The sequence below is a fragment of the Desulfitobacterium elongatum genome (assembly GCF_055378975.1).
Genome location: NZ_AP038772.1, coordinates 2,726,709 through 2,745,477 on the forward strand (window position 1 = coordinate 2,726,709; position 18,769 = coordinate 2,745,477).

The following is an 18,769-nucleotide window of genomic DNA, read 5'->3' on the forward strand; positions in this document are numbered from 1 at the left end:
CCACTAATCTTCATACGTTTCTTTGTCGACAATTCCAACGACGATACAATCAATGGGAATATTGGGATCCTTTAGGCTCTGGCGGGCAGAGGAACCGCTGGTTATCATAACAACTTCCGTCTCTCCTGCACCGATTTTGTCCGCGGCAATCAAGGTATTCCCATATTCTTCGAGTAGCTTCTCACCATTTTCAGAATAGCGTAGAGTTACGGGTTGTACCACGAGGAATCTCAGACCTCGCATGGACTCTTCCTTGCGAGTAGACCAGATATTTCCCATGACTTTTGCCAAGATCATCCGCATCCCTCCTCTGCTACCCGGACTTCGATATTACGTAATTTAAGGACATCCTTTGCCAAAGGGGTAAGAATGACCCCTGAATTGACGAGAAGGAGCGAGTTTGTCGGGACTTTATTGACCTCCCGCTCTGTGAGCAGGCGCTTCTCATACCGATGGACTTCCCGTGAGGGAGATAAATGAGAGTCTCTCATGGTGACGTTTGAAGGGAAGGGTTCCTTGAAGGAAGGCAAACTAGACAGGGGTAGGGAACTTTGAGTCTCCTTGCCAGCCTGATCAGCCAGGGTACGCTGGTTACTCTGAGGACTCTGGGCACTAAGAAGGCTATGCTCGTATTGCGCCTGTCCTCTAATCACGACTCCAAAGCTGGTCACCTGTGCCAAATACCCTTCCAATAGTCTGCGATAACCTTCCTGGGTCGCGGGGGTAAATCCAAAGGAGGGCTTTTCCATCTCCACAGGTGTTCCCTTGGTCAAAGCGATCCCAATAAGATCAGCAGTCAGACCTTCTCTCAACCCTAAGGAGATCTTTCCTAGGGAGTTGACCGAACAATCGGCCAGATACACCCTATCCCACTTTACCCGCTTAACCTCGCACGCTTCCACTCCCTCGATGCCAAAGGGAAGAGGATTTCCTACTTCCTTCAACGCATAGAGGGCATACTCACTCCCAAATTCTAGGCGTACTTCTTCAAACTTTCCCTGAAGTTTCTCTGGATTATCCGAAAGGAGTAGTAATTTCTTCTTACTTTCGAATGGTCCATGAGGTGCAGCTTTCTTGAGCTCCTTCAAGACAAGGGCTACGATCTGAGTGAGGAGAGCTTCATCCATGTTGCACCCCCACGATTCTGCCTTTACTATCAGCCGTAATTGAGGCCGCATTTCCTTCATCCGTATCAAGATGGAATTCCAACTGATAGTGGGGGCTAACCCGTACCAAGGTACTCTCAAAGCTTACTGCTCGCACCCCGGGAATTTCTACTTTAACTCTTTGACCATCCTTAAGACCCCATTGTTCAGCGATCTCCGGTGTCATATGGATATGCCTTCCAGCGACCATCACTCCACGAGGTAAGTCGACTTGACCCTGTGGTCCTATGAGGCGGATTCCATCAGTACCTTCCGGCTGTCCCGAATCACGGACGAGAGGGTTTACACCCAGTTTATAACAATCCGTTACGCTGACTTCCACCTGACTTTCCTTACGGACAGGTCCCAAAACCCGGACCCTCTCAATCGATCCCTTGGGACCCTGTAGCGTCACCGTCTCCGCAGCCGCGAATTGTCCAGGCTGAGAAAGCGCTTTTTGCGGGGTTAGGACGTATCCCTTCCCGAATAACTCATCGAGGTCTTTCTGGGCAAGGTGGACATGGCGATTGGAAATTCCGATAGGTACTTCGAGACTTATCTTGTCTGATGCCTTCTCCTTTTGCTGCATACGAACTCGACAGGTTAGGATAAAGAAGGCACTAGAAAGACGGTTTAGTCCCTGAATGATATCCTCTCGAGTGCAGGCCTCCCCCTCAGGGAAGAAGGCTCGAACCGCCTGAAGTTCAAGGACGCGAACCTTACTCCTAAGGGTGTGTAAGCGAGCCACAATCGGCCCATCTGTAGCTTGCATAAAACCATGCTTGATTCCGAAATACTTCTGAGGGAAATGCGATTGTTCGCGGAGTTCCTCTGGGGTAAGCCCTAACAAACTCTTGAACTCTAAGGGTTTTTCCTTAACCTCAGCAAGCATGAGCGTGCGTAAAAAACCTAATATTTCATCAAGGTTTTGGACGAGCTCTTGCTCTCCGCACTCCTTAAAATAGAGCTGGGCCTCAATGATCTCACACTGCAGAAGATCATTCTGCCCCCGTAGTGCAATGACGGGATGCGACTTAGGGATGAGTTCCATCCCTCTTAGATGCGTCATTTGCTCAGGTTTTTCCTGGGCATGATCTTTATTAGGTTGTTCTTTAGGTTGTTCTTTTCGGGATTGTCCCTTTTCGGAAAGTTCATCCCGTTTAGGTTGCTCTTCCTTTTTTGACGAATCTTCCTCGACTTCACTCTTTAGTGTTGAGGAATAAGTGCTTTTATTGAAGTCTACGACCTCATTTCCTTCAATTTGCACTGTGATCCCTTTAGAACGGAGAAAATCTCGTGCCGTCGGAGTGATGATGCTCCCCGGAGGCACGGTAATGATTTGTGCTTTCGTTTTATGCCAATTGGCACGCAATTCAAATTCTGTGATTATCAAGTGAGCACCTCATTTCCGAGGGAACCTTGTATAACATCTCGATTCCCGTAGGGAGTTACTTGTCACTATAACTCTTGTTATCGCCAAAGGGTAGGATGAACTCTACCTCTGCGTGAGGACGTGGAATGACGTGTACGCTTAATAAACTTCCTACGCGTTGGGCCGCAGCGGCACCTGCATCAACAGCTGCCTTGACGGCTCCGACATCCCCTCTTACCATTACGGAGACGAGTCCTCCCGTAACGTGTTCTTTACCGCAAAGGGTAACATTGGCAGCCTTTAACATTTGATCTGCAGCTTCAATCGCTGGAATTAGACCCTTTGTTTCGATCATTCCTAGGGCAATAACACTACGCTCATTAGCCATGTTAATTCCTCCTTATCACTTTATGGAAATCATTTTTATGAAACCGTTTAACAGCGACTACCATTAATAGCCTTCATTACCTGATTGACCACTTCCTGAATCAGTAGTGGATCAGTCAAGGAATCTCTCGATGGGGAGCTTGGGTTGACTTGTGTAATGAGATTATCCTTCTTAGGTCCTTCTGGAGTTCTCAGATGCCAAGCCACTCGTTTGACATTCAGGAGATGCAGTGGGTTGACGTTCTCCGAGATACTGGATCCTCCCCAAGTTCCACAGCCAAGGGTGAAGGACGGTGATAACCCCGTGGTTGCGCCAACTCCGCCGAGTGAGGAAGGAGTATTGACTAAGATTCTGAACACGGGTTTTTTCTCAGCGAATTCTCGAATGACTTCTTCATTATTGCTATGGATGGCAAGACTATGTCCGATACCACCAGCTTCGAGAAGCTGATAGCAGATTTCACAGCCCTCCTGCCAATCTCGCACTCGATAGAAGCCTAACACGGTGGTGAGTTTTTCATAGGAGAGCGGCCAGGCTGGTCCTACTCCGTTTAAAGGAGCCACTAAGCATTTTGTATGCTCTGGAACCGAGATATTGGCCATTTTGGCGATAAACTTTGCTTCCTTACCCACCACTTTGGGATTCATACTCCCGTTCGGGAGCATCACGAGCTTTGATACTTTCTCAACTTCCGAGGGTTCGAGAAAGTAAGCTCCATTCCGCTTGAGATGCCCGATCAGCTCTTCGGCAATAACCTCCTCGGCAACCACTGCTTGTTCAGAGGCGCATATCGTACCATTATCAAAGGTCTTGCTTTTTATGATACACTCTGCTGCATTCGCCAGATCTGCACTTCTTTCAACGAAGGCAGGAACGTTGCCTGGGCCTACTCCTAAGGCTGGTTTGCCACTGCTATAAGCAGATTTGACCAGGGCACTACCGCCCGTCGCCAGAATGAGCGCTGTGGAAGGATGTTTCATAAGTTCTTGGGTAGCTCCCATGGAGACGTTAGTGATACATCCGACAGCTCCGTCTGGAGCACCTGCTGATACAGCGGCTTGATTCATGAGCCGTGCTGCTTCAGCTGTACTGCGCACTGCCGAGGGATGTGGTGAGAAGACGATGGAATTTCGCGCCTTGAGGGCGATCATCGCCTTATAAATGACGGTCGAGGTAGGATTTGTCGTAGGGACAATCCCAGCAATCACTCCGGCCGGTTCGGCAATTTCCCAAATTCGGCGTTCTTTGTCTTCACGAATGATCCCTACAGTTTTCATATCTTTGATGTAGTTGTATACGTAGCGAGCTGCGAAATAATTTTTGAAGGTTTTATCTTCAAAATTCCCCATACCGGTTTCTGAAACCGCCATCGACGCTAAACGCTCAGCATTCGCCTCAGCAACTTCACGCATGACGTCAATAATGTGGTCAACCTGAGCTTGGGTAAAGCTTTTAATAACCTGCTGCGCCTGGCTCGCTGCCTTCACGAGATTTCTAGTTTCCTGCAAAGAGGCTAGATCACGGTCGAAATCCACTGTTGGCAACCCCTTTCGTCCTTAATATTTAAGCGCATTATCGATGACATCAATAACTGCACGCTGGAAGGCCTCGCAGGCTGACTTACAAGCACTCTGAGATCCAGTCAGTAAAGCTCCACCAAAGTTTGTCTCGGTCGGCGGTCCATAGAAGACTTTCATGGTGACTTCTGCAGCTTTGAGAGCTGCATCAATTCCGTACATAGCTTCAAGTGGGGTGGCTATCAGGTAAGCAAGGGGCTCACCTTCAGGGATTCCAGCGACTTTGGAGAGATAGCTACCTGTTCTGGAAATCGTATGGGGGAACCATGCAGATTGTCCTCCATCATTAGTGTAGAAGAAGGCCTCATTCTCGATGTAATCGACACAGGCATCCATTCCCGCTCTTGCTTCCGCAGGATTTGGAGCTGCCATGATACCGATAATTTCTCCGGAGCGGGGTCCTGAAGCATTTCCTGCTCCTGCATAAAAACTTTTGGCGTAGACGACTTCTACCTCAGCCTTTTTTGTTGCCTCATCTAAGGCAGCATAAGTCGCATCATCAATGTTTGCTGTTACCATCGCTATCGAGCGCTGCCAAGGTTTTAATCCCAGGGACTCTGACAGATCTGGAGCAACATTGGGAATGAGTCGAACCGCCAAGACTTGTGCTTTGATAGGTTCTATCATATTTGCCCTCCTATTCTAGATTCACTCCCGATGCCTTAGCATCGAGTATCTTCTTGATCATGGTTGCTAGATGGGCTCCTGCTTCTGCTGCAGGAATACCCCCTTGGTGAATATTACTGATTACGGTACGTTCACTTTCCAGCATTCCGACACGGGGGTTGTAACCCATATAAGCACTCATGCTTTCTGCTGTACCCAGTCCAGGTCTCTCCCCGATTAAGATGACGCCAACCTCTGGCCTTAGCTCTTCTCCGATACTATCCATGAGGGCAACCCGTCCCTGCTTCACGAAGATGGTCTTGCCCACCTTGACTCCCATGCTTTCAAGTCCTTGGAGTAGTGCAGGTAGAAGGTTGGGTATGTTTGCCTCGACGGCTTTACTCGAGAGTCCGCCAGAGACAATCAGTTGAACCTGTGCGCCTTTAGGGCAGTTCTTGCGAAGGATCTCTAAATTCTCCGCATCGAGTTTTCTCCCCAAATCAGGTCGTGTGAGATATTCATCCTTACTCGAGCACATGGTTTGTACAGATACCATCTGATGCTTTGCTGGAAAATCTTCATTGACTTCTCCAAGTACTGAGTCTTGAGCAACAGCATGGTCTGCGCGGAAACGCAAAAGTGTCGTCGTTAAGGGACGAGGTCCACTTCTCCATACCCCGATACGTGCTGGTGTGGATAGCTTCATTTCTTCGTAGAGGGCTTTGTTCAATGGCTCGGGAACTTGCAAATAACGCTGTAGATCGATCTCAGATAGGTCAGATAAAATTCTTCCCTCCTCAGAGGCACCTGACACTTCACCGGTATTTGCTTTCAGCGCTGGATTCCCCACGGAGTTGGGTGTGGAGCCATTGCTCGTTCGACCGATTTCTGTTAGAACCTGCTCTACGATAAGACGGATATTGTCTTCCAAACTCACTTGAACTCCCCCCTTTACTTCGCAAAGATGGTGGCATCCCCGGCGCGTGCCGTGAGCCTACCCTTTTCCATAATTCCCATACCCTCAGCCCACCGTTCGAATTCTGGTAAGGGCCTTAAGTTAAAGAGCTCACGCAGGGTCGCTATATCATGGAAACTTGTACACTGATAGTTCAGCATGACATCATCTCCCATGGGTATGCCCATGAAGTAGGTGCAGCCTGCTGAAGCTAAGAGCGTGGCGAGGTTTTCAATATCATTCTGGTCCGCTTTCATATGGTTGGTGTAACAGGCGTCTACTCCCATAGGAAGACCTGTAAGCTTGCCCATGAAATGATCTTCAAGCCCCGCACGGGTCACTTGTCGGGTATCATAGAGATACTCTGGCCCAATGAAGCCGACGACCGTATTCACAAGGAACGGCTTATAATGACGAGCAAGTCCATAACACCGTGCCTCGAGAGTGACTTGATCCGCACCGTGATGCGCTTCCGCAGAAAGCTCTGACCCTTGCCCCGTCTCAAAGTACATGATATTGGGCCCTGTAGCTCGACCTTCCTTGAGTCCTAAAGCATAGGCCTCGTCGAGAATGGCAGCATCGATGCCAAAGGCTTTATTCCCCGCCTCTGTTCCGGCGAGGGACTGGAATAGTAGGTGAACCGGAGCACCCTTGCGTAAAGCCTTCATCTGTGTGGTGATGTGTGCAAGGACACATATTTGAGTCGGAACGTCCCAGGTCTCCATGAAGTTATATAGATTCTCAAGACTGCGAATCGTTGCTGGAAGTGTATCATCTACGGGGTTAAGTCCGATGACAGCATCTCCAATTCCATAAGCTAAGCCTTCGCGCACACTAGCCAAGATTCCATCTACACCATCTGTAGGATGGTTCGGCTGTAACCGTGAGGCTAGCCTTCCCACCCCACCAATGGTGGTGTTGCAGTGGGCAAGGTTATGAATCTTTGAGGCTCCAAGAATCAGATCGAAATTACTCATGAGTTTAGCGACTGCGCCTACCATTTCTGAGGTAAGCCCCCTGCTCAGACGTTGAATATCAGCCCCTGTCGTCTCCGTCTTAAGAAGGTGTTCTCTAAACTGGGCAACTGACCAATTCTTGATCGTGTGGTAGATCGGCTCATTGACATCAGCATCAATCACACGGGAAACTTCGTCGATTTCAAGAGGGACTACAGGATTTTTTCGCAAATCTTCAAGGGTCAGCTCCGAGAGTACCCTCTTAGCTGCAATCCGTTCTGCTGCATTTTCAGCAGCAATTCCTGCCAAGATATCTCCTGACTTAATTTCGTTTGCTTTAGCCAGAACTTCCTTCACATCCTTAAAGGCAAAGGTCTGGTTGAAAAGCCGTGTCTTTAAAATCACTGTCTCACATCCCTTCACTTGGGCTCTATCTGACAAATACTAAGGTTTTAACAATGACAGGTACTGCCTCCTCATAGGGTAGAGGCTTAGCAATATCTATGAAATCTCCTAAGGAAAGCTCGATTCCATCGAGACACACCAGTGGGATTTCTCCCAGCTGCTTTCTCAAGGACTGACCTAACACCTTGGCTATGTCTTGCTGAGTGATTACCACCTTTGGCAATCCGTTGATGCGTTTAAGCTCCGAGGCTAAATTATCAGCGCATGCAGAGATCGTTGAAAAATTCGTATCTGGCAGCGGAGGGACAATCAGGGCTAGCGTCTTATAAAGTCCTTCGACAAAACTTTCCGCGTTTTTATGCCAGACAAAATCTTGCGTCTCTGGATCAATCTCAGGATAAATTGCTGGCAAGTTGCGCAACGGAAGGGTGTCAGGTCCGACTGCGACGGTAGACCCAGATACATTAATGGTGTGTGCCCCTGCTCCAAGCACGGTTGCATGAAGTGTTTCACTCGCCTCAAAGACTTCTATGGCCCTGAATAGACAACTTTTCCTGAAGGCCTCTGCCAACAACGGTCCTACATCTCCATACATCCACCAGGTATCAATCCCTGGCTGGTAGATGTAGCGAGCCACTCCTCCTGAGAACACTATCCCATCTAAGGTTAGATTAGGGAGAGAGTTGCTCATGACTAAGGCTTCATCCATGGGATCTAAGGGTTGGTGCAAAATCACCTTTTCCACCGCTCTTACCATCGCTTTGAGGGCTTTGCCCACGACTCGCGCTTCTTCTTCTTGAGAGTGAGCCTCTGAGGAGAGAGAAAGGTGCTTGAGTACCTTTTGCGCGGGAGGGCTGATGTAGCTTAAACGATGTGTGAGAGAGCTGACTTCAAAAAGGCGACCGCCAACATTGACACAAGCCGTGCCTAGGCACTTTCCCGACTTAAAAATGGCGATGTTCGTCGTTCCTCCACCGATATCAATGTTCGCGATACAGGCATGTCTCTCTTTAGAAAGCTCTTCTGCTCCTGACCCTTTCCCTGCAATAAGGCTTTCAAGATCAGGACCCGCGGTTGCCACCACGAAATCCCCTGCATAATCGGCGAGGGAATGGATGATTTCAGAGGCGTTCTCTTTTTTGGCCGTCTCCCCCGTGATGATGATAGCACCGGTTTGAATCTCTTCTGAACGAATTCCAGCGCGTTGGTATTCCTGATCAACGATCTTACGAATTCCAGCGCCATCCACACGCTCTCTCTCCAGAAAGGGGGTAAAGTAGACATTTCCCATGTAAGAAACCGTTTTATGAGTCACCTCGACCTTTGGCACCTGGCTGCCTGGCATGATGTTCGCCAGAGTCAGACGGGAGATGACCAGTTGGGTCGTGGTGGTCCCAATATCAATCCCCACGCTGGTTAAGGTGAATTCTTTTTGCATGGCTATTTAGTAGACTCTGAGCCCTTAGTTTTGGTCGGTTTTTCCTCTATCGTCGGCAGTTTAGGAAGGATCTGCTCAAGCTCTGGATGAGGACGTGGAATGACATGGCAACTGATAAGCTCTCCTACACGTTCGGCGGCGACAGCCCCAGCATCCACAGATGCCTTAACGGCTCCTACGTCCCCTCGAACCATAACCGTTACCAAAGCTCCGCCTACCTTCACCTTACCAATCAGAGTAACATTGGCTGCTTTGACCATTGCATCAGCTGCTTCTATTGCTCCGACAACACCTTTTGTTTCAACCATCCCTAGAGCAATCAGTTCATCTTTTGTTGGCATAATTTTAAGCTCCTTTCTTGTTACGCATGTTTTAATCCTCAGAGGGAGTAAAAACTCCCTCTAAAGAGAATAACCTCATTGTTTATTGATCGAGTTCGTCTAAAACGCCAAACTCCTCATCGAACGGCCGGATATTTTTATTACCCCAGATGAAGTAATAGACAATAGCTACGGCATAAATCAGAAGTACATATATGACCACTGTCATACTGGAAATCAAGACAGCATACAAGCAGAACAACAGCATGATCATACTGATGGCTGGAACCAATGGATAGGAAACCTTGAAGGGACGGTTAAGTGCAGGTTCTTTCTGTCTCAGGATAAAGAGACTAATGAGACTCAACAGATAGAGCATAACTGAACCGAATACGGAAATGGTGATAACTGTAGAAGTAAGTCCGGTAACAGCTGCACCTAAGCCGATAAGGCCAGGGATCAGCAGAGCCCAAACGGGTGTATGGCGTTTTGGGTCAACATAGGCTAAGAATTTAGGCAAGTAGCCTGTGCGAGCCATGGCGTAGGTTTGGCGGGAGTAGCCGACGATAATGCCACTTAAAGAAGCAATAAGGCCGAATAGTCCAATGATATTGACTAAGAGAGCAATAATGCTCCCTTCACCGTATACTGAAGCGAGTGCGGCAGGCAGAGGGAAGTCAAGTGTAGCAACTTTGGTATAATCGACAATCCCGGCAGTTACGAACAGGGTCAAAAAGCCCATGATCATGAGTGTTCCCATACCGCTGAGGAAGCCCTTAGGAATGTCTTTTTGCGGATTAACCATTTCTTCCGCAGCCATAGCTCCACCCTCGATAGCAAGATAGAACCAGATGGCAAAAGGTACGGCTGCCATAATTCCTCCCGTTCCAAAGGGAAGAATGGGTGCAGCCATCAAACGCGTCATGGCGAAGTGAGGTGCCGCTGCAATCCAGAAAATGACCAAACCAACTAGGGCAATCACTGTAACAATAAGTTCAAACGTTGCAGAGGTCTTCATCCCTAAATAGTTGAGAAAGATGAAGAACAAGAAAGCGACCACAGTCGCCACCATGGCAGGGACGGCAGGAATAAGGAAGTGGATATAACCGCCTACAGCTAAGGCGATGGCCGGGGGGGCAAAGACAAATTCGATCAAGCAACTAAGACCAGTAATAAAGCCCATGAAAGGTCCCATAGCTCGACGGGCATAGGCGGAAGGTCCTCCTGCGTGCGGGATCATCGTTGCCAATTCGGAGTAAGAAAGAATAAAGGTCACATACATAATCGTAACAGGTATCATAGCGATGGCTAGACCGATCGGTCCTCCAGCACCGTAACCATAGCTCCAGCCGAAGTAATTCCCTGAAATAACGAGTCCAACGGCTAGTGCCCATAAGTGGATAGGCTTCAATACGCGTTCAAGATGGGCCTTCTCTGTGCTTGCTGTTGCGAGATTGAGATTGCTTTCGCTCACAAAATTTCCTCCCTTTACTTTCTAAGAATCAAATGTTTGGGCTGCCAACAGTTCGTATCCCTCTACCCCCCTTTCAAATCTCTATACAAAAAGCCCCTCAACCCATCCACATGTGGACGGGTTAAGGGGCTTTATTGCCCAATATTCCATTGTAAGTAGAAAACCTATGGTTTTATAATTTTGCCACCCAGTCTAAGAATTTCTTCTGAAAGTTGGGCGACAGTGATTCTGCGATCCATGGATAAACGAAGCATCTGTTGGTGGGCATCATATTCAGAAACTCCCAATTGCCTTGCTAGGACTGCTTTCGCGCGGGCATGAAGTTTTTGATTTTGAAGTTCTTTTTCCGTGTTCCTAAGATGTTGCCGCATGGATTGCATTTCTCGCCAACGCGCATAGGCAATTTGAAGAGCGGGAAGAACCTCTTTTTCCTTAACAGGTTTCACCAGATAGCCATAGACAAATACCTTTTCAGCGCGATTAATGAATTTAGGTTGGCTATACGCTGTTAAGAGAACAACGGGAATATTCAGGGTATGAAGGACATGCGCCACTTCAATTCCATCGAGTCCTGGCATCATTACATCGAGGATGGCTAGATCAGGTTTGTGAACTTTTGCTAATTCTACAGCCTCTTCACCATTATTGGTGTCAGCACAGACTCGATGCCCTGCCGCTTCCAGCATTTCCTTAAGATCAAGACGAATGAGTGACTCATCCTCAGCAATCAATAGAGATAAGGCTTTCATCTTATGTCCTCCAGTTAAGTCTCCAGATCAATTGGGAATAGCAACAGTTGCACGTGTCATCTCATCGATGCGTTTAATTGTGAAGGTTCCTGCCAATTGGTCTCGAATGAGTGAATCTACAATCTGTAGTCCTAAGTGTTTGCTTTTCTCTGGAACACTCGTACTTGCAAAGCCTGGACCGTTATCCTCCACAGTGACTTGAAGGATGTGATTGCTTTCCGAGATAGACATTTTCAGTTTCCCTTTTTTAACTTGACTCACTCCGTACTTAAAACTATTCGTCAAAAGTTCATTTATGACTAAGGCTAGCGGGACAGCTTGTTTGCTGGAGAGAAAAAGCTGGTTCCCTTCGACGATAGTTTCAACCTCATGCTCGGGAGGAAGAAAGCTCTCCACCAACCCCTGCATAAGGAGTTGCGATAATTCTATCAAATCGATTTTATCCCAGCTCTGAAGTGCAAAAACCTCATGAACTGTAGCAATCGTCATGATTCGGTTAATACTGGCCGCAAATTCTGTTTGGACCTGTTCCGAGTTTGAGCGACGAGCTTGTAAACGCAAAAGAGAAGCGACACTTTGCAGATTGTTCTTCACGCGGTGATGAATCTCGCGGATAATTGTGCTTTGTGCATTTAATTCTTGCTCTTTGCGCCGAAGGTTTGTGATATCCTGATAGGATACAACACATCCATTCATATCTCCATAACTAAAAAGTGGATGAGACTGAAACAGATATGTGTTTTGTAATATGGTGATCTCGATGGGGTTCTTAAGACGCTCAATCACAGAATCCAAAGATTCACAATTGAGAAGTTTAAAGAAAAAGTCCTGGCCTAAAGGATCACTACCCAGGATGTTCTTATACATTTGGGCAGCCGCATAATTGGCATAGGTAATTTTCCCTTGCTTTTCAAGGATGAAAATTCCACTCCCTAGCCAATCTTCAAAACCTGATTCCGTGGCTGAGAGAAAAACCAAGGTGCTACTGAGACGTTCAGCAGTTTCGCTAAGAAGTTCGACATGTTCCTCTTTTTCCAGATCCTTGGTAATATCCTTTTCCATAATCAGCACGCCGATGATTCTACTCGACCTGTTAAAAATCGGCACTACGGTTTGTGCTATGGGAATTCCTTCTTGGCTAATTCCCCGTAAGTCGCTACAGGGTTCTTGGGTATGGAAGGTTCGAAAAACGGCAGGTTCACTCGTCGCAGTGGCTATTTCACTAACGACTGAGCGTTTATAAAGTGAAGTCGCCTTCTGAGGCTTAGCCCAAGCCAAGACGATGGCATCTTCACCGTTATGGGTGAGGGCATCGATAAAGATATCGGTGTCCGTCAAATTCGCAGTATAGGGAATCTCCTCAGCTAAGCGTTCTAAAATCTGGATATCCTCACCTGATAAGGCCGTAAATTCCTTACAGAGCATTGAGAGTACTGAATCACTCATCGAAAGCTCTCCAATCGCTCCCTTAGTGCCTCTATTCCTCTTGCTTCTATAACTGAAGTTGCGAAATAGGGTGCAGGAATACCAGCATACTTGAGAAAATTAGCCGCCTGCTCTTCGTCGGCCTGATCGAGATCCATTTTAGTGATGACCCCAATGATGGGTTTATTGAAGGCTTTTGCAAAATTAGGAGGATAATTGGTTCTTTTTTTAGTGGCATCCTGTAAAGCCCAGATCTCTGAGACACGACGACTCGAATCTGTAAGCACATGATAATACTGCGGAATTTCAAGGTACTCTCCTGGACAATCGACGAAAAGCGTGGAGAAATCCAGCATTTGGGTCTTGCGATAGCGGAGCTCTTCTCGCAGAAGGGTTTGTTTCAGGGAGGTCTTTCCGGCACCGACTCCCCCGATCAGTAAAATTTTACTCACTTAGCTTCGCGTAATCTCTGGCGCTGCAAATCCAAGAATCTCTACTAGGGTGTTGACCGCTGCTCGGATAGCGGCTTCCACACTTGCGACATCTCCTGTAAAAACAAGTGAGCCGGTAAAACGATCAAGGAAACCAATCTCCACATCCCCGGCCTTGCTAGCTGCATCAGCAGCAATAATAGCTGCTTCACTTGGAGTGATCGTCATTATCCCAATGGCTCCATTAGTGGTAATCCCTAGCAATTCTGGAATATCTCCCTGTGGATTCGGAATAATATGAGCCATGGTGACCTGTTTACCTGGGACATATTCCTGAATCATTCTCTGTTTCTCCGACATGCTGCCACCCGCTCATCTAAAGAATTTGGATCATGCACTCTATCTATCGGATTTATTTTTCTGAGTAACTATTCGCTCAAGAAGTTCTAAATCCTTCAATTTTCTGACAGACTTGAATATTTTTTTTAGCGTGTTTGTTCAAAAACTGTCGTCTCTATTTGCTACTCTAATTATTCTCAGCTCAAATAAAAGAGCCCTCCTTACGTTGAACGCAGGAGAGCTCACCACACTTGTTAAGATTTCTAAGCCTTAGAGACTGGTTTTGAAAAGTTAATAACCATCCCAATAGCCATAATTACTATGAAAATGATGAGGTAGAAGAGAACTGCCTTGCCATGGGCATAATATGCAGCAGTTACCATAAAGACACAAGCACATATCGCAAGCGATGGCATGAGGAAACGTTTGAAGAAGTTCAGCGACTTTTCCTTTTTCATCATCATGATGAAAATCGGGATGTACATAGCGTAGAGGGTAACAATGGGAAGTTCTGAGCTATCAAAACTAAACGGACCAAACCACGGTACGGGTACCAGATTTGCACCATAGAAGTAGACAAGCCATGCCCCGCAAAGCAGAACACCTAATATAGATGAGTTTGTCGGCATATTGGTATTAATGTCTATGACTTTGTAGATTTCCGGTTTTGGTCCCATACCTCTAGCTGCAAGTGAGTAGAAACCGCGGGTGCAGCCAATCATCAAACCATTTAAAGTTCCCAAGCAAGAAATTACAACGAATACGAACAGAACAGAACCTCCCATATTTGTGAATACATTAGAGAAGGCCAGTTTTGCTCCCGTTTCGCCGCCTTTCATCATAACGCTGTTTTGAACAGCTCCGGCAAGCCCGGTATAGTACAAGATGTAGATCAGTGCCACAAACATTGTTCCAAAAGTCAGTGCCCGAGGAAGGTTTTTCTTGGAATCCTTGAGTTCAGCATTGATAGTGGTTGCAATAATCCATCCTTCATATGCGAAGGCAGTAGCAACAACAGCGGTGAACATTGGGTTAGTGCTCTTCACATCGGCGATGACGCCACTTGTGAAGTTGCTAACCAAAACTCCGTTACTTAGACCAGCAATCGTCCCAAAGACTGCCATCAGAACCAGAGGAATAAGCTTAATAATAGTCGTTGAGACCTGAAACTTGCCTGCTAGCTTGGGAGAAAGGGCATTTAAAGCATAGCTTCCAATCAGGTAAAAACCAGCAATAGCCATTGCTTCGCCACCAACTATACTCCAACCCAGTAATACACAGGTATACCTCGCAGAAACCCAGGCAAGTACAGAGGTTAGCGACGGATAATAAATAGCAGCCATGAACCAGCCGATAAAATAAGCATAATTGCTGCCGAGAGTAGCCTCAGCATAGTCAACAACCCCATTTACTTTTTCATACCGAGTGGCCATCGTTGCGAAAACATAGGCGCAGACGATCATGATGATTCCGCCAATGATCCAGGCCAAAATACCCAGCGGAAGATCCCCTCCGGTAGCGACTAATATTTTTTCAGCTTTAAAGAATACACCGCTACCTATTACAATCCCGATAACCATGGCTATTGCGGTCAAAAGACCATACTTTTTCTGCAGACCGTGTTCCATAAGCAGTTCTCCTCATCCTCTTTAGATTTTTTTGCCAGAAAGGAATCAAATGATCAATCTTAAATCTTAAATCTTAGAAATTCTTCAAGATTTTCATATTCACTAGATTAGCAAAAACTATGACTTTATTCAATCAGTTTATAACCGATGACGAAAATAAGATGACTCAACCATTCCTTAAGAAAATCAATAAAAGGACTTGCCTTGACGAGGTGAGCCCTTTCATCTTCGATAAGTAAATTCTCAGGTAGAAATTCACCTTACCAGCCTCTCTGCAGAATCGGCTATTTGCCTATTAATTGACTTTCAACATAATAAATAACCTCACAATCACAGTGCCCACCGTTCTTTTTAAAAACCTCTAATATCTCGTTTATTTTTCCTCGGGTGAAATTCATCTGAGTAAGTATCTGGTTGCTCAGGCGTAAGGTATGATCGCAGGTTAATCCTGAGAGTTTCTCATTCAACCTATAAAAAAACATTCTATGAAAAAGTAGGCTCAATAATTCGGAATCCTTGTTTAAACTTGCCTTCTCATTATTAAATAGAGCGTCATATTCTAGATTTGCCGTTTGTAATCCAGAGACAAGTCGACGAGTAACTTCCTCTTTGATTAATCTTCGGTCTTTTAAAACCTCTTGCTCAGGGGTTAGTTGTTCCCTGAGTTCCCTTCGCTTTTCTATATTAGCCGTCCTTTTACTAATACCTAGTGACATGAACATCGCTCCCTAATCTGATGTTTGAAATGTAATTTAAAGCTATATAATAGTTATAGTTTCCGGTTTTATCTGTTTTAAAACGGATAAAGCATGACTAAAAAGAGCCACTCCAGGGAGCGACTCTTAACTTCTTTATATATTCCGAATAACAAGCACTTCATCGGATTTTGTACAGATACTATCGATACATGCAACAACATAAACTCTGCCCAGAGTGCCTGGCGGTACATGCCAAAGAACCTCTGCAACACCGATAACTGCACTGGGGCAGTCAACACCTATTAGACTGGCTAAATCGCAGGCTTCTGTACCGGTAGGCTCCAGAAAGAAGAAGGCACGTGAGACGGGTCGGTTAAACGTGGCTCTGACAATAACCCGAGCGATAAGCTGAACAGCGCCATCCACTGTAGGAAGCTGTTGACCTGTTTCTGTCAGGAACCGAAGGGATAGGACTCTTAATTGATCCTCTGGCTGGGGTTCAGTCGGTATGCAAATTGCTTGTCCAACGAAGATTAGATTTGGATTGATGATTTGTGGGTTTACATCTAGAATCTGTTGGACTGTTACTCCAAATCGACGAGCAATAAAGAACAGAGTATCCCCGGCCTGGACAGTGTATATCTGCCCTTGACAATTTTCCATAGTGCTACCTCCTCGTATATGTTATAATTCAGCATATGCAGGAGAAGGCTAGAATGAAAAGGGAGATATAAGCATGACCGCACCTCAGTTATTATTCTGCCACAAGAATTTTACTGACCTCTGCAATATATAGCGTGTGGTAATCTTGATCAGGATAAAATTGATGATCGAGACCTTGGTCAATAAAATACTCGGGTTTTATTTCTTGAGCATAGAGTTTCTTACACAAGAGTATCATATTCGCTTCTTCAAAATACGGAGTCCCATTATCCTCTGCATTAATTACGGTTAAATCAGAGGTTTTTATCTTATCGGTATCTCTACCCGATACAGATCCAAGATATCCTAGCTGCTTTTTGTAGCTCATATCAAAAAAACTAAGAGAAAAGGTGCTCGATTGATCGACAAACTCCTTCGTGTAACGTTGGGGGCGAATCACAACATATACCACACTCTTATTCCACATCACACCGAAGCCGCCCCAAGAGGCCGTCATAGTATTGACACTTCCGTCCTTCTCAGCGGTAATTAGCATCCAATCTTTGTCTAATAGCTTAAACGGACTATGCTCAAATTGATCATGGGTAATCTCTCTAAATTTGCTCATGTATCTGATTCTCCTTTAACTTTAGTTTATAACTCCCTTAACACAGTTAAGCCACCTAATGGCATATTTCAGTGTAGATATTGAGTGCATTTCTCTAAGAAGGTCTTAATGGTTTTCTCCTCCTCTTGCTTTTTTTCAAGGGTTAACTCTCCTCTCCCCAGCCTATCACATAATCCAAGTAAGGCTATTTCGTCAACTGAGACTTCAGCCTTCATCCTTTTAATATCTGCAAAAGGCAACCCCTTGGCAACAAAGAGAATTTGCATATGCCACCTTACCATTTTAGATACTTGATTAATAAATGTGTCATCATTGATCAATTCCTTGAGAAATTTAATGGAAAGTTTCTCTCCCCATTTGTCATGGTCGTAGGCCGTTATTTTACCCTTTCTTACCTGGGTTGTGGGAGCTTTACCCAAATCATGGAGCAAAGCTGACCACATAAAGACCTTTGGATTTTTGCTAAGATGTTTCCTTTCTGCTGCATTATCAAGAACTAACATCGTGTGGTTCCATACATTACCTTCCGGGTGATGTTGCGGAGATTGAGGTACCTTCTTTAGGTCACCCAGAAGTGTGAATGGGTACTTTTCTTCAAATATTCCTACTTTGCTTAATTCTGTTATGTAGTTTGATGGTTTAATGTCACTCATGAGACGAGCATCGAATTCCGTAAATGTTGGCATGTCAATTTGCTCCAATTATAGAATATTTGATTCTAGTTTGCCCGAACCCTTCATTATTAATTCTCTAATTGCAGCTGGAACCTTCTCGTTACTGCTCACCACCTTCTACTCAGACCTAAATTTCTTAAGATACTCAGCTATAGATCGAGTCATTTCCAGAGAAAAGTCTGACATGTATTTCCGCTTGCAGAGTGCTTTAATAGTTGCGCTGATATCCTTATCTGCCAACCCTAATTTTTCATTTAATGTGCGATGCATCTCCTCATGTTCTTCCTTATTAAGTCTTTGATATTTGTTTTCGAACACGATATACTTCTTTTCAAAACGGGCAGGCTTTTTTCTCTTCTTTTGGGACGGTGTAGGATAGCCATAAACAACCATAGCCGCAGGCATAACATACTCAGGAAGTTCCAATAACTCTCTAACCGTTTCACAGTTCTCAACAATATCCCCGATGTAACAGGAACCAACTCCTAGAGATTCTGCTGCAACGACAGTATTTTGAGCAGCTATGAGGGCATCAGCACAGGCAAGCAGAATGTCTCCCTCCCCTGGTTTTCTGGGTTTACACTCTGCATAGCAAAAGGCATCAAACCATCTCTGATAATCAGCAAGAAAAATAAGCACCAAGGGCGCCTTAGCAATAAAAGGTTGATTATCACAGGTTATGGCTAGTTTTTCTTTTAATAATTGATCACTGACATCAAGGATAGTATAGAGCATCATGGCTCCCGCAGTCGGAGCTTCAAAGGCAGCGTTTAGAATTTCCTTCTTGGTCTCCTCATCGATTGGCTTGTTTTCAAACACTCGAACGGATTTCCTTGCTTTTATTTGTCTTAAGACCTCATTCATAATATCTCTCCCTTCAGTTAGTTCGAAAATAACGGATGCGCTACACATTATCGCG

The 18,769-nt window shown here is 45.7% G+C and carries 21 protein-coding genes; all 21 read right to left on the reverse strand.

Going from position 1 to position 18,769, the window contains the following annotated elements:
* Positions 1 to 3: 3 nt before the first annotated feature.
* Entirely contained in the window at positions 4 to 297 is a 294-nt protein-coding gene (locus tag ACZ42W_RS12690; protein ID WP_464165714.1) for a EutN/CcmL family microcompartment protein, read from the reverse strand.
* Complete coding sequence (locus tag ACZ42W_RS12695) at positions 294 to 1,127, reverse strand: hypothetical protein (protein ID WP_464165715.1); 834 nt, start codon at positions 1,125 to 1,127, stop codon at positions 294 to 296. Before ACZ42W_RS12695 ends, ACZ42W_RS12690 begins: the two co-directional genes overlap by 4 nt.
* Positions 1,120 to 2,538 carry a phosphate propanoyltransferase gene (gene pduL / locus ACZ42W_RS12700; RefSeq protein ID WP_464165716.1) on the reverse strand — a complete coding sequence of 473 codons (1,419 nt, stop codon included), beginning with the start codon at positions 2,536 to 2,538 and terminating at the stop codon, positions 1,120 to 1,122. Before pduL ends, ACZ42W_RS12695 begins: the two co-directional genes overlap by 8 nt.
* A 55-nt stretch (positions 2,539 to 2,593) precedes the next feature.
* Positions 2,594 to 2,905 carry a BMC domain-containing protein gene (locus ACZ42W_RS12705; protein ID WP_464165717.1) on the reverse strand — a complete coding sequence of 104 codons (312 nt, stop codon included), beginning with the start codon at positions 2,903 to 2,905 and terminating at the stop codon, positions 2,594 to 2,596.
* A 47-nt stretch (positions 2,906 to 2,952) separates the two neighbouring features.
* Positions 2,953 to 4,440, reverse strand: a complete 1,488-nt coding sequence (locus ACZ42W_RS12710; protein ID WP_464165718.1) for an acetaldehyde dehydrogenase (acetylating) — start codon at positions 4,438 to 4,440, stop codon at positions 2,953 to 2,955.
* Between the two features lie 21 nt (positions 4,441 to 4,461).
* Positions 4,462 to 5,109, reverse strand: a complete 648-nt coding sequence (gene eutL, locus ACZ42W_RS12715; protein WP_464165719.1) for an ethanolamine utilization microcompartment protein EutL — start codon at positions 5,107 to 5,109, stop codon at positions 4,462 to 4,464.
* A 10-nt stretch (positions 5,110 to 5,119) separates the two neighbouring features.
* On the reverse strand, positions 5,120 to 6,025 hold the full coding sequence (gene eutC, locus ACZ42W_RS12720) for an ethanolamine ammonia-lyase subunit EutC (RefSeq protein ID WP_464165720.1): 906 nt from the start codon (positions 6,023 to 6,025) through the stop codon (positions 5,120 to 5,122).
* Positions 6,026 to 6,039: 14 nt separating this feature from the next.
* Positions 6,040 to 7,404: an ethanolamine ammonia-lyase subunit EutB gene (locus ACZ42W_RS12725; RefSeq protein ID WP_464165721.1), complete on the reverse strand. Its 1,365-nt coding sequence runs from the start codon at positions 7,402 to 7,404 to the stop codon at positions 6,040 to 6,042.
* A 25-nt stretch (positions 7,405 to 7,429) separates the two neighbouring features.
* Complete coding sequence (locus tag ACZ42W_RS12730; protein WP_464165722.1) at positions 7,430 to 8,842, reverse strand: ethanolamine ammonia-lyase reactivating factor EutA; 1,413 nt, start codon at positions 8,840 to 8,842, stop codon at positions 7,430 to 7,432.
* 2 nt (positions 8,843 to 8,844) lie between these two features.
* A complete protein-coding gene (locus tag ACZ42W_RS12735) occupies positions 8,845 to 9,183 on the reverse strand; it encodes a BMC domain-containing protein (protein WP_464165723.1) in 339 nt (112 codons plus the stop codon).
* Positions 9,184 to 9,265: 82 nt separating this feature from the next.
* Complete coding sequence (gene eat / locus ACZ42W_RS12740) at positions 9,266 to 10,636, reverse strand: ethanolamine permease (RefSeq protein ID WP_464165724.1); 1,371 nt, start codon at positions 10,634 to 10,636, stop codon at positions 9,266 to 9,268.
* Between the two features lie 164 nt (positions 10,637 to 10,800).
* Positions 10,801 to 11,385 (reverse strand): ANTAR domain-containing response regulator, encoded by a 585-nt coding sequence (locus ACZ42W_RS12745; RefSeq protein ID WP_464165725.1) that lies wholly within the window; start codon positions 11,383 to 11,385, stop codon positions 10,801 to 10,803.
* A gap of 27 nt (positions 11,386 to 11,412) precedes the next feature.
* On the reverse strand, positions 11,413 to 12,831 hold the full coding sequence (locus tag ACZ42W_RS12750) for a sensor histidine kinase (protein ID WP_464165726.1): 1,419 nt from the start codon (positions 12,829 to 12,831) through the stop codon (positions 11,413 to 11,415).
* Positions 12,828 to 13,262 carry a EutP/PduV family microcompartment system protein gene (locus ACZ42W_RS12755; RefSeq protein ID WP_464165727.1) on the reverse strand — a complete coding sequence of 145 codons (435 nt, stop codon included), beginning with the start codon at positions 13,260 to 13,262 and terminating at the stop codon, positions 12,828 to 12,830. Before ACZ42W_RS12755 ends, ACZ42W_RS12750 begins: the two co-directional genes overlap by 4 nt.
* On the reverse strand, positions 13,263 to 13,601 hold the full coding sequence (locus ACZ42W_RS12760; RefSeq protein ID WP_464165728.1) for a BMC domain-containing protein: 339 nt from the start codon (positions 13,599 to 13,601) through the stop codon (positions 13,263 to 13,265).
* 242 nt (positions 13,602 to 13,843) lie between these two features.
* Entirely contained in the window at positions 13,844 to 15,208 is a 1,365-nt protein-coding gene (locus ACZ42W_RS12765) for an APC family permease (protein WP_464165729.1), read from the reverse strand.
* Between the two features lie 284 nt (positions 15,209 to 15,492).
* A complete protein-coding gene (locus ACZ42W_RS12770; RefSeq protein ID WP_464165730.1) occupies positions 15,493 to 15,924 on the reverse strand; it encodes a DUF2695 domain-containing protein in 432 nt (143 codons plus the stop codon).
* 135 nt (positions 15,925 to 16,059) lie between these two features.
* A complete protein-coding gene (locus ACZ42W_RS12775; protein ID WP_464165731.1) occupies positions 16,060 to 16,569 on the reverse strand; it encodes a LysM peptidoglycan-binding domain-containing protein in 510 nt (169 codons plus the stop codon).
* A 91-nt stretch (positions 16,570 to 16,660) separates the two neighbouring features.
* Complete coding sequence (locus tag ACZ42W_RS12780; RefSeq protein ID WP_464165732.1) at positions 16,661 to 17,176, reverse strand: flavin reductase family protein; 516 nt, start codon at positions 17,174 to 17,176, stop codon at positions 16,661 to 16,663.
* A 68-nt stretch (positions 17,177 to 17,244) separates the two neighbouring features.
* Complete coding sequence (locus tag ACZ42W_RS12785) at positions 17,245 to 17,862, reverse strand: HD domain-containing protein (protein WP_464170995.1); 618 nt, start codon at positions 17,860 to 17,862, stop codon at positions 17,245 to 17,247.
* A gap of 105 nt (positions 17,863 to 17,967) precedes the next feature.
* Positions 17,968 to 18,714 carry a nitroreductase family protein gene (locus ACZ42W_RS12790; protein WP_464165733.1) on the reverse strand — a complete coding sequence of 249 codons (747 nt, stop codon included), beginning with the start codon at positions 18,712 to 18,714 and terminating at the stop codon, positions 17,968 to 17,970.
* Positions 18,715 to 18,769: the final 55 nt, after the last annotated feature.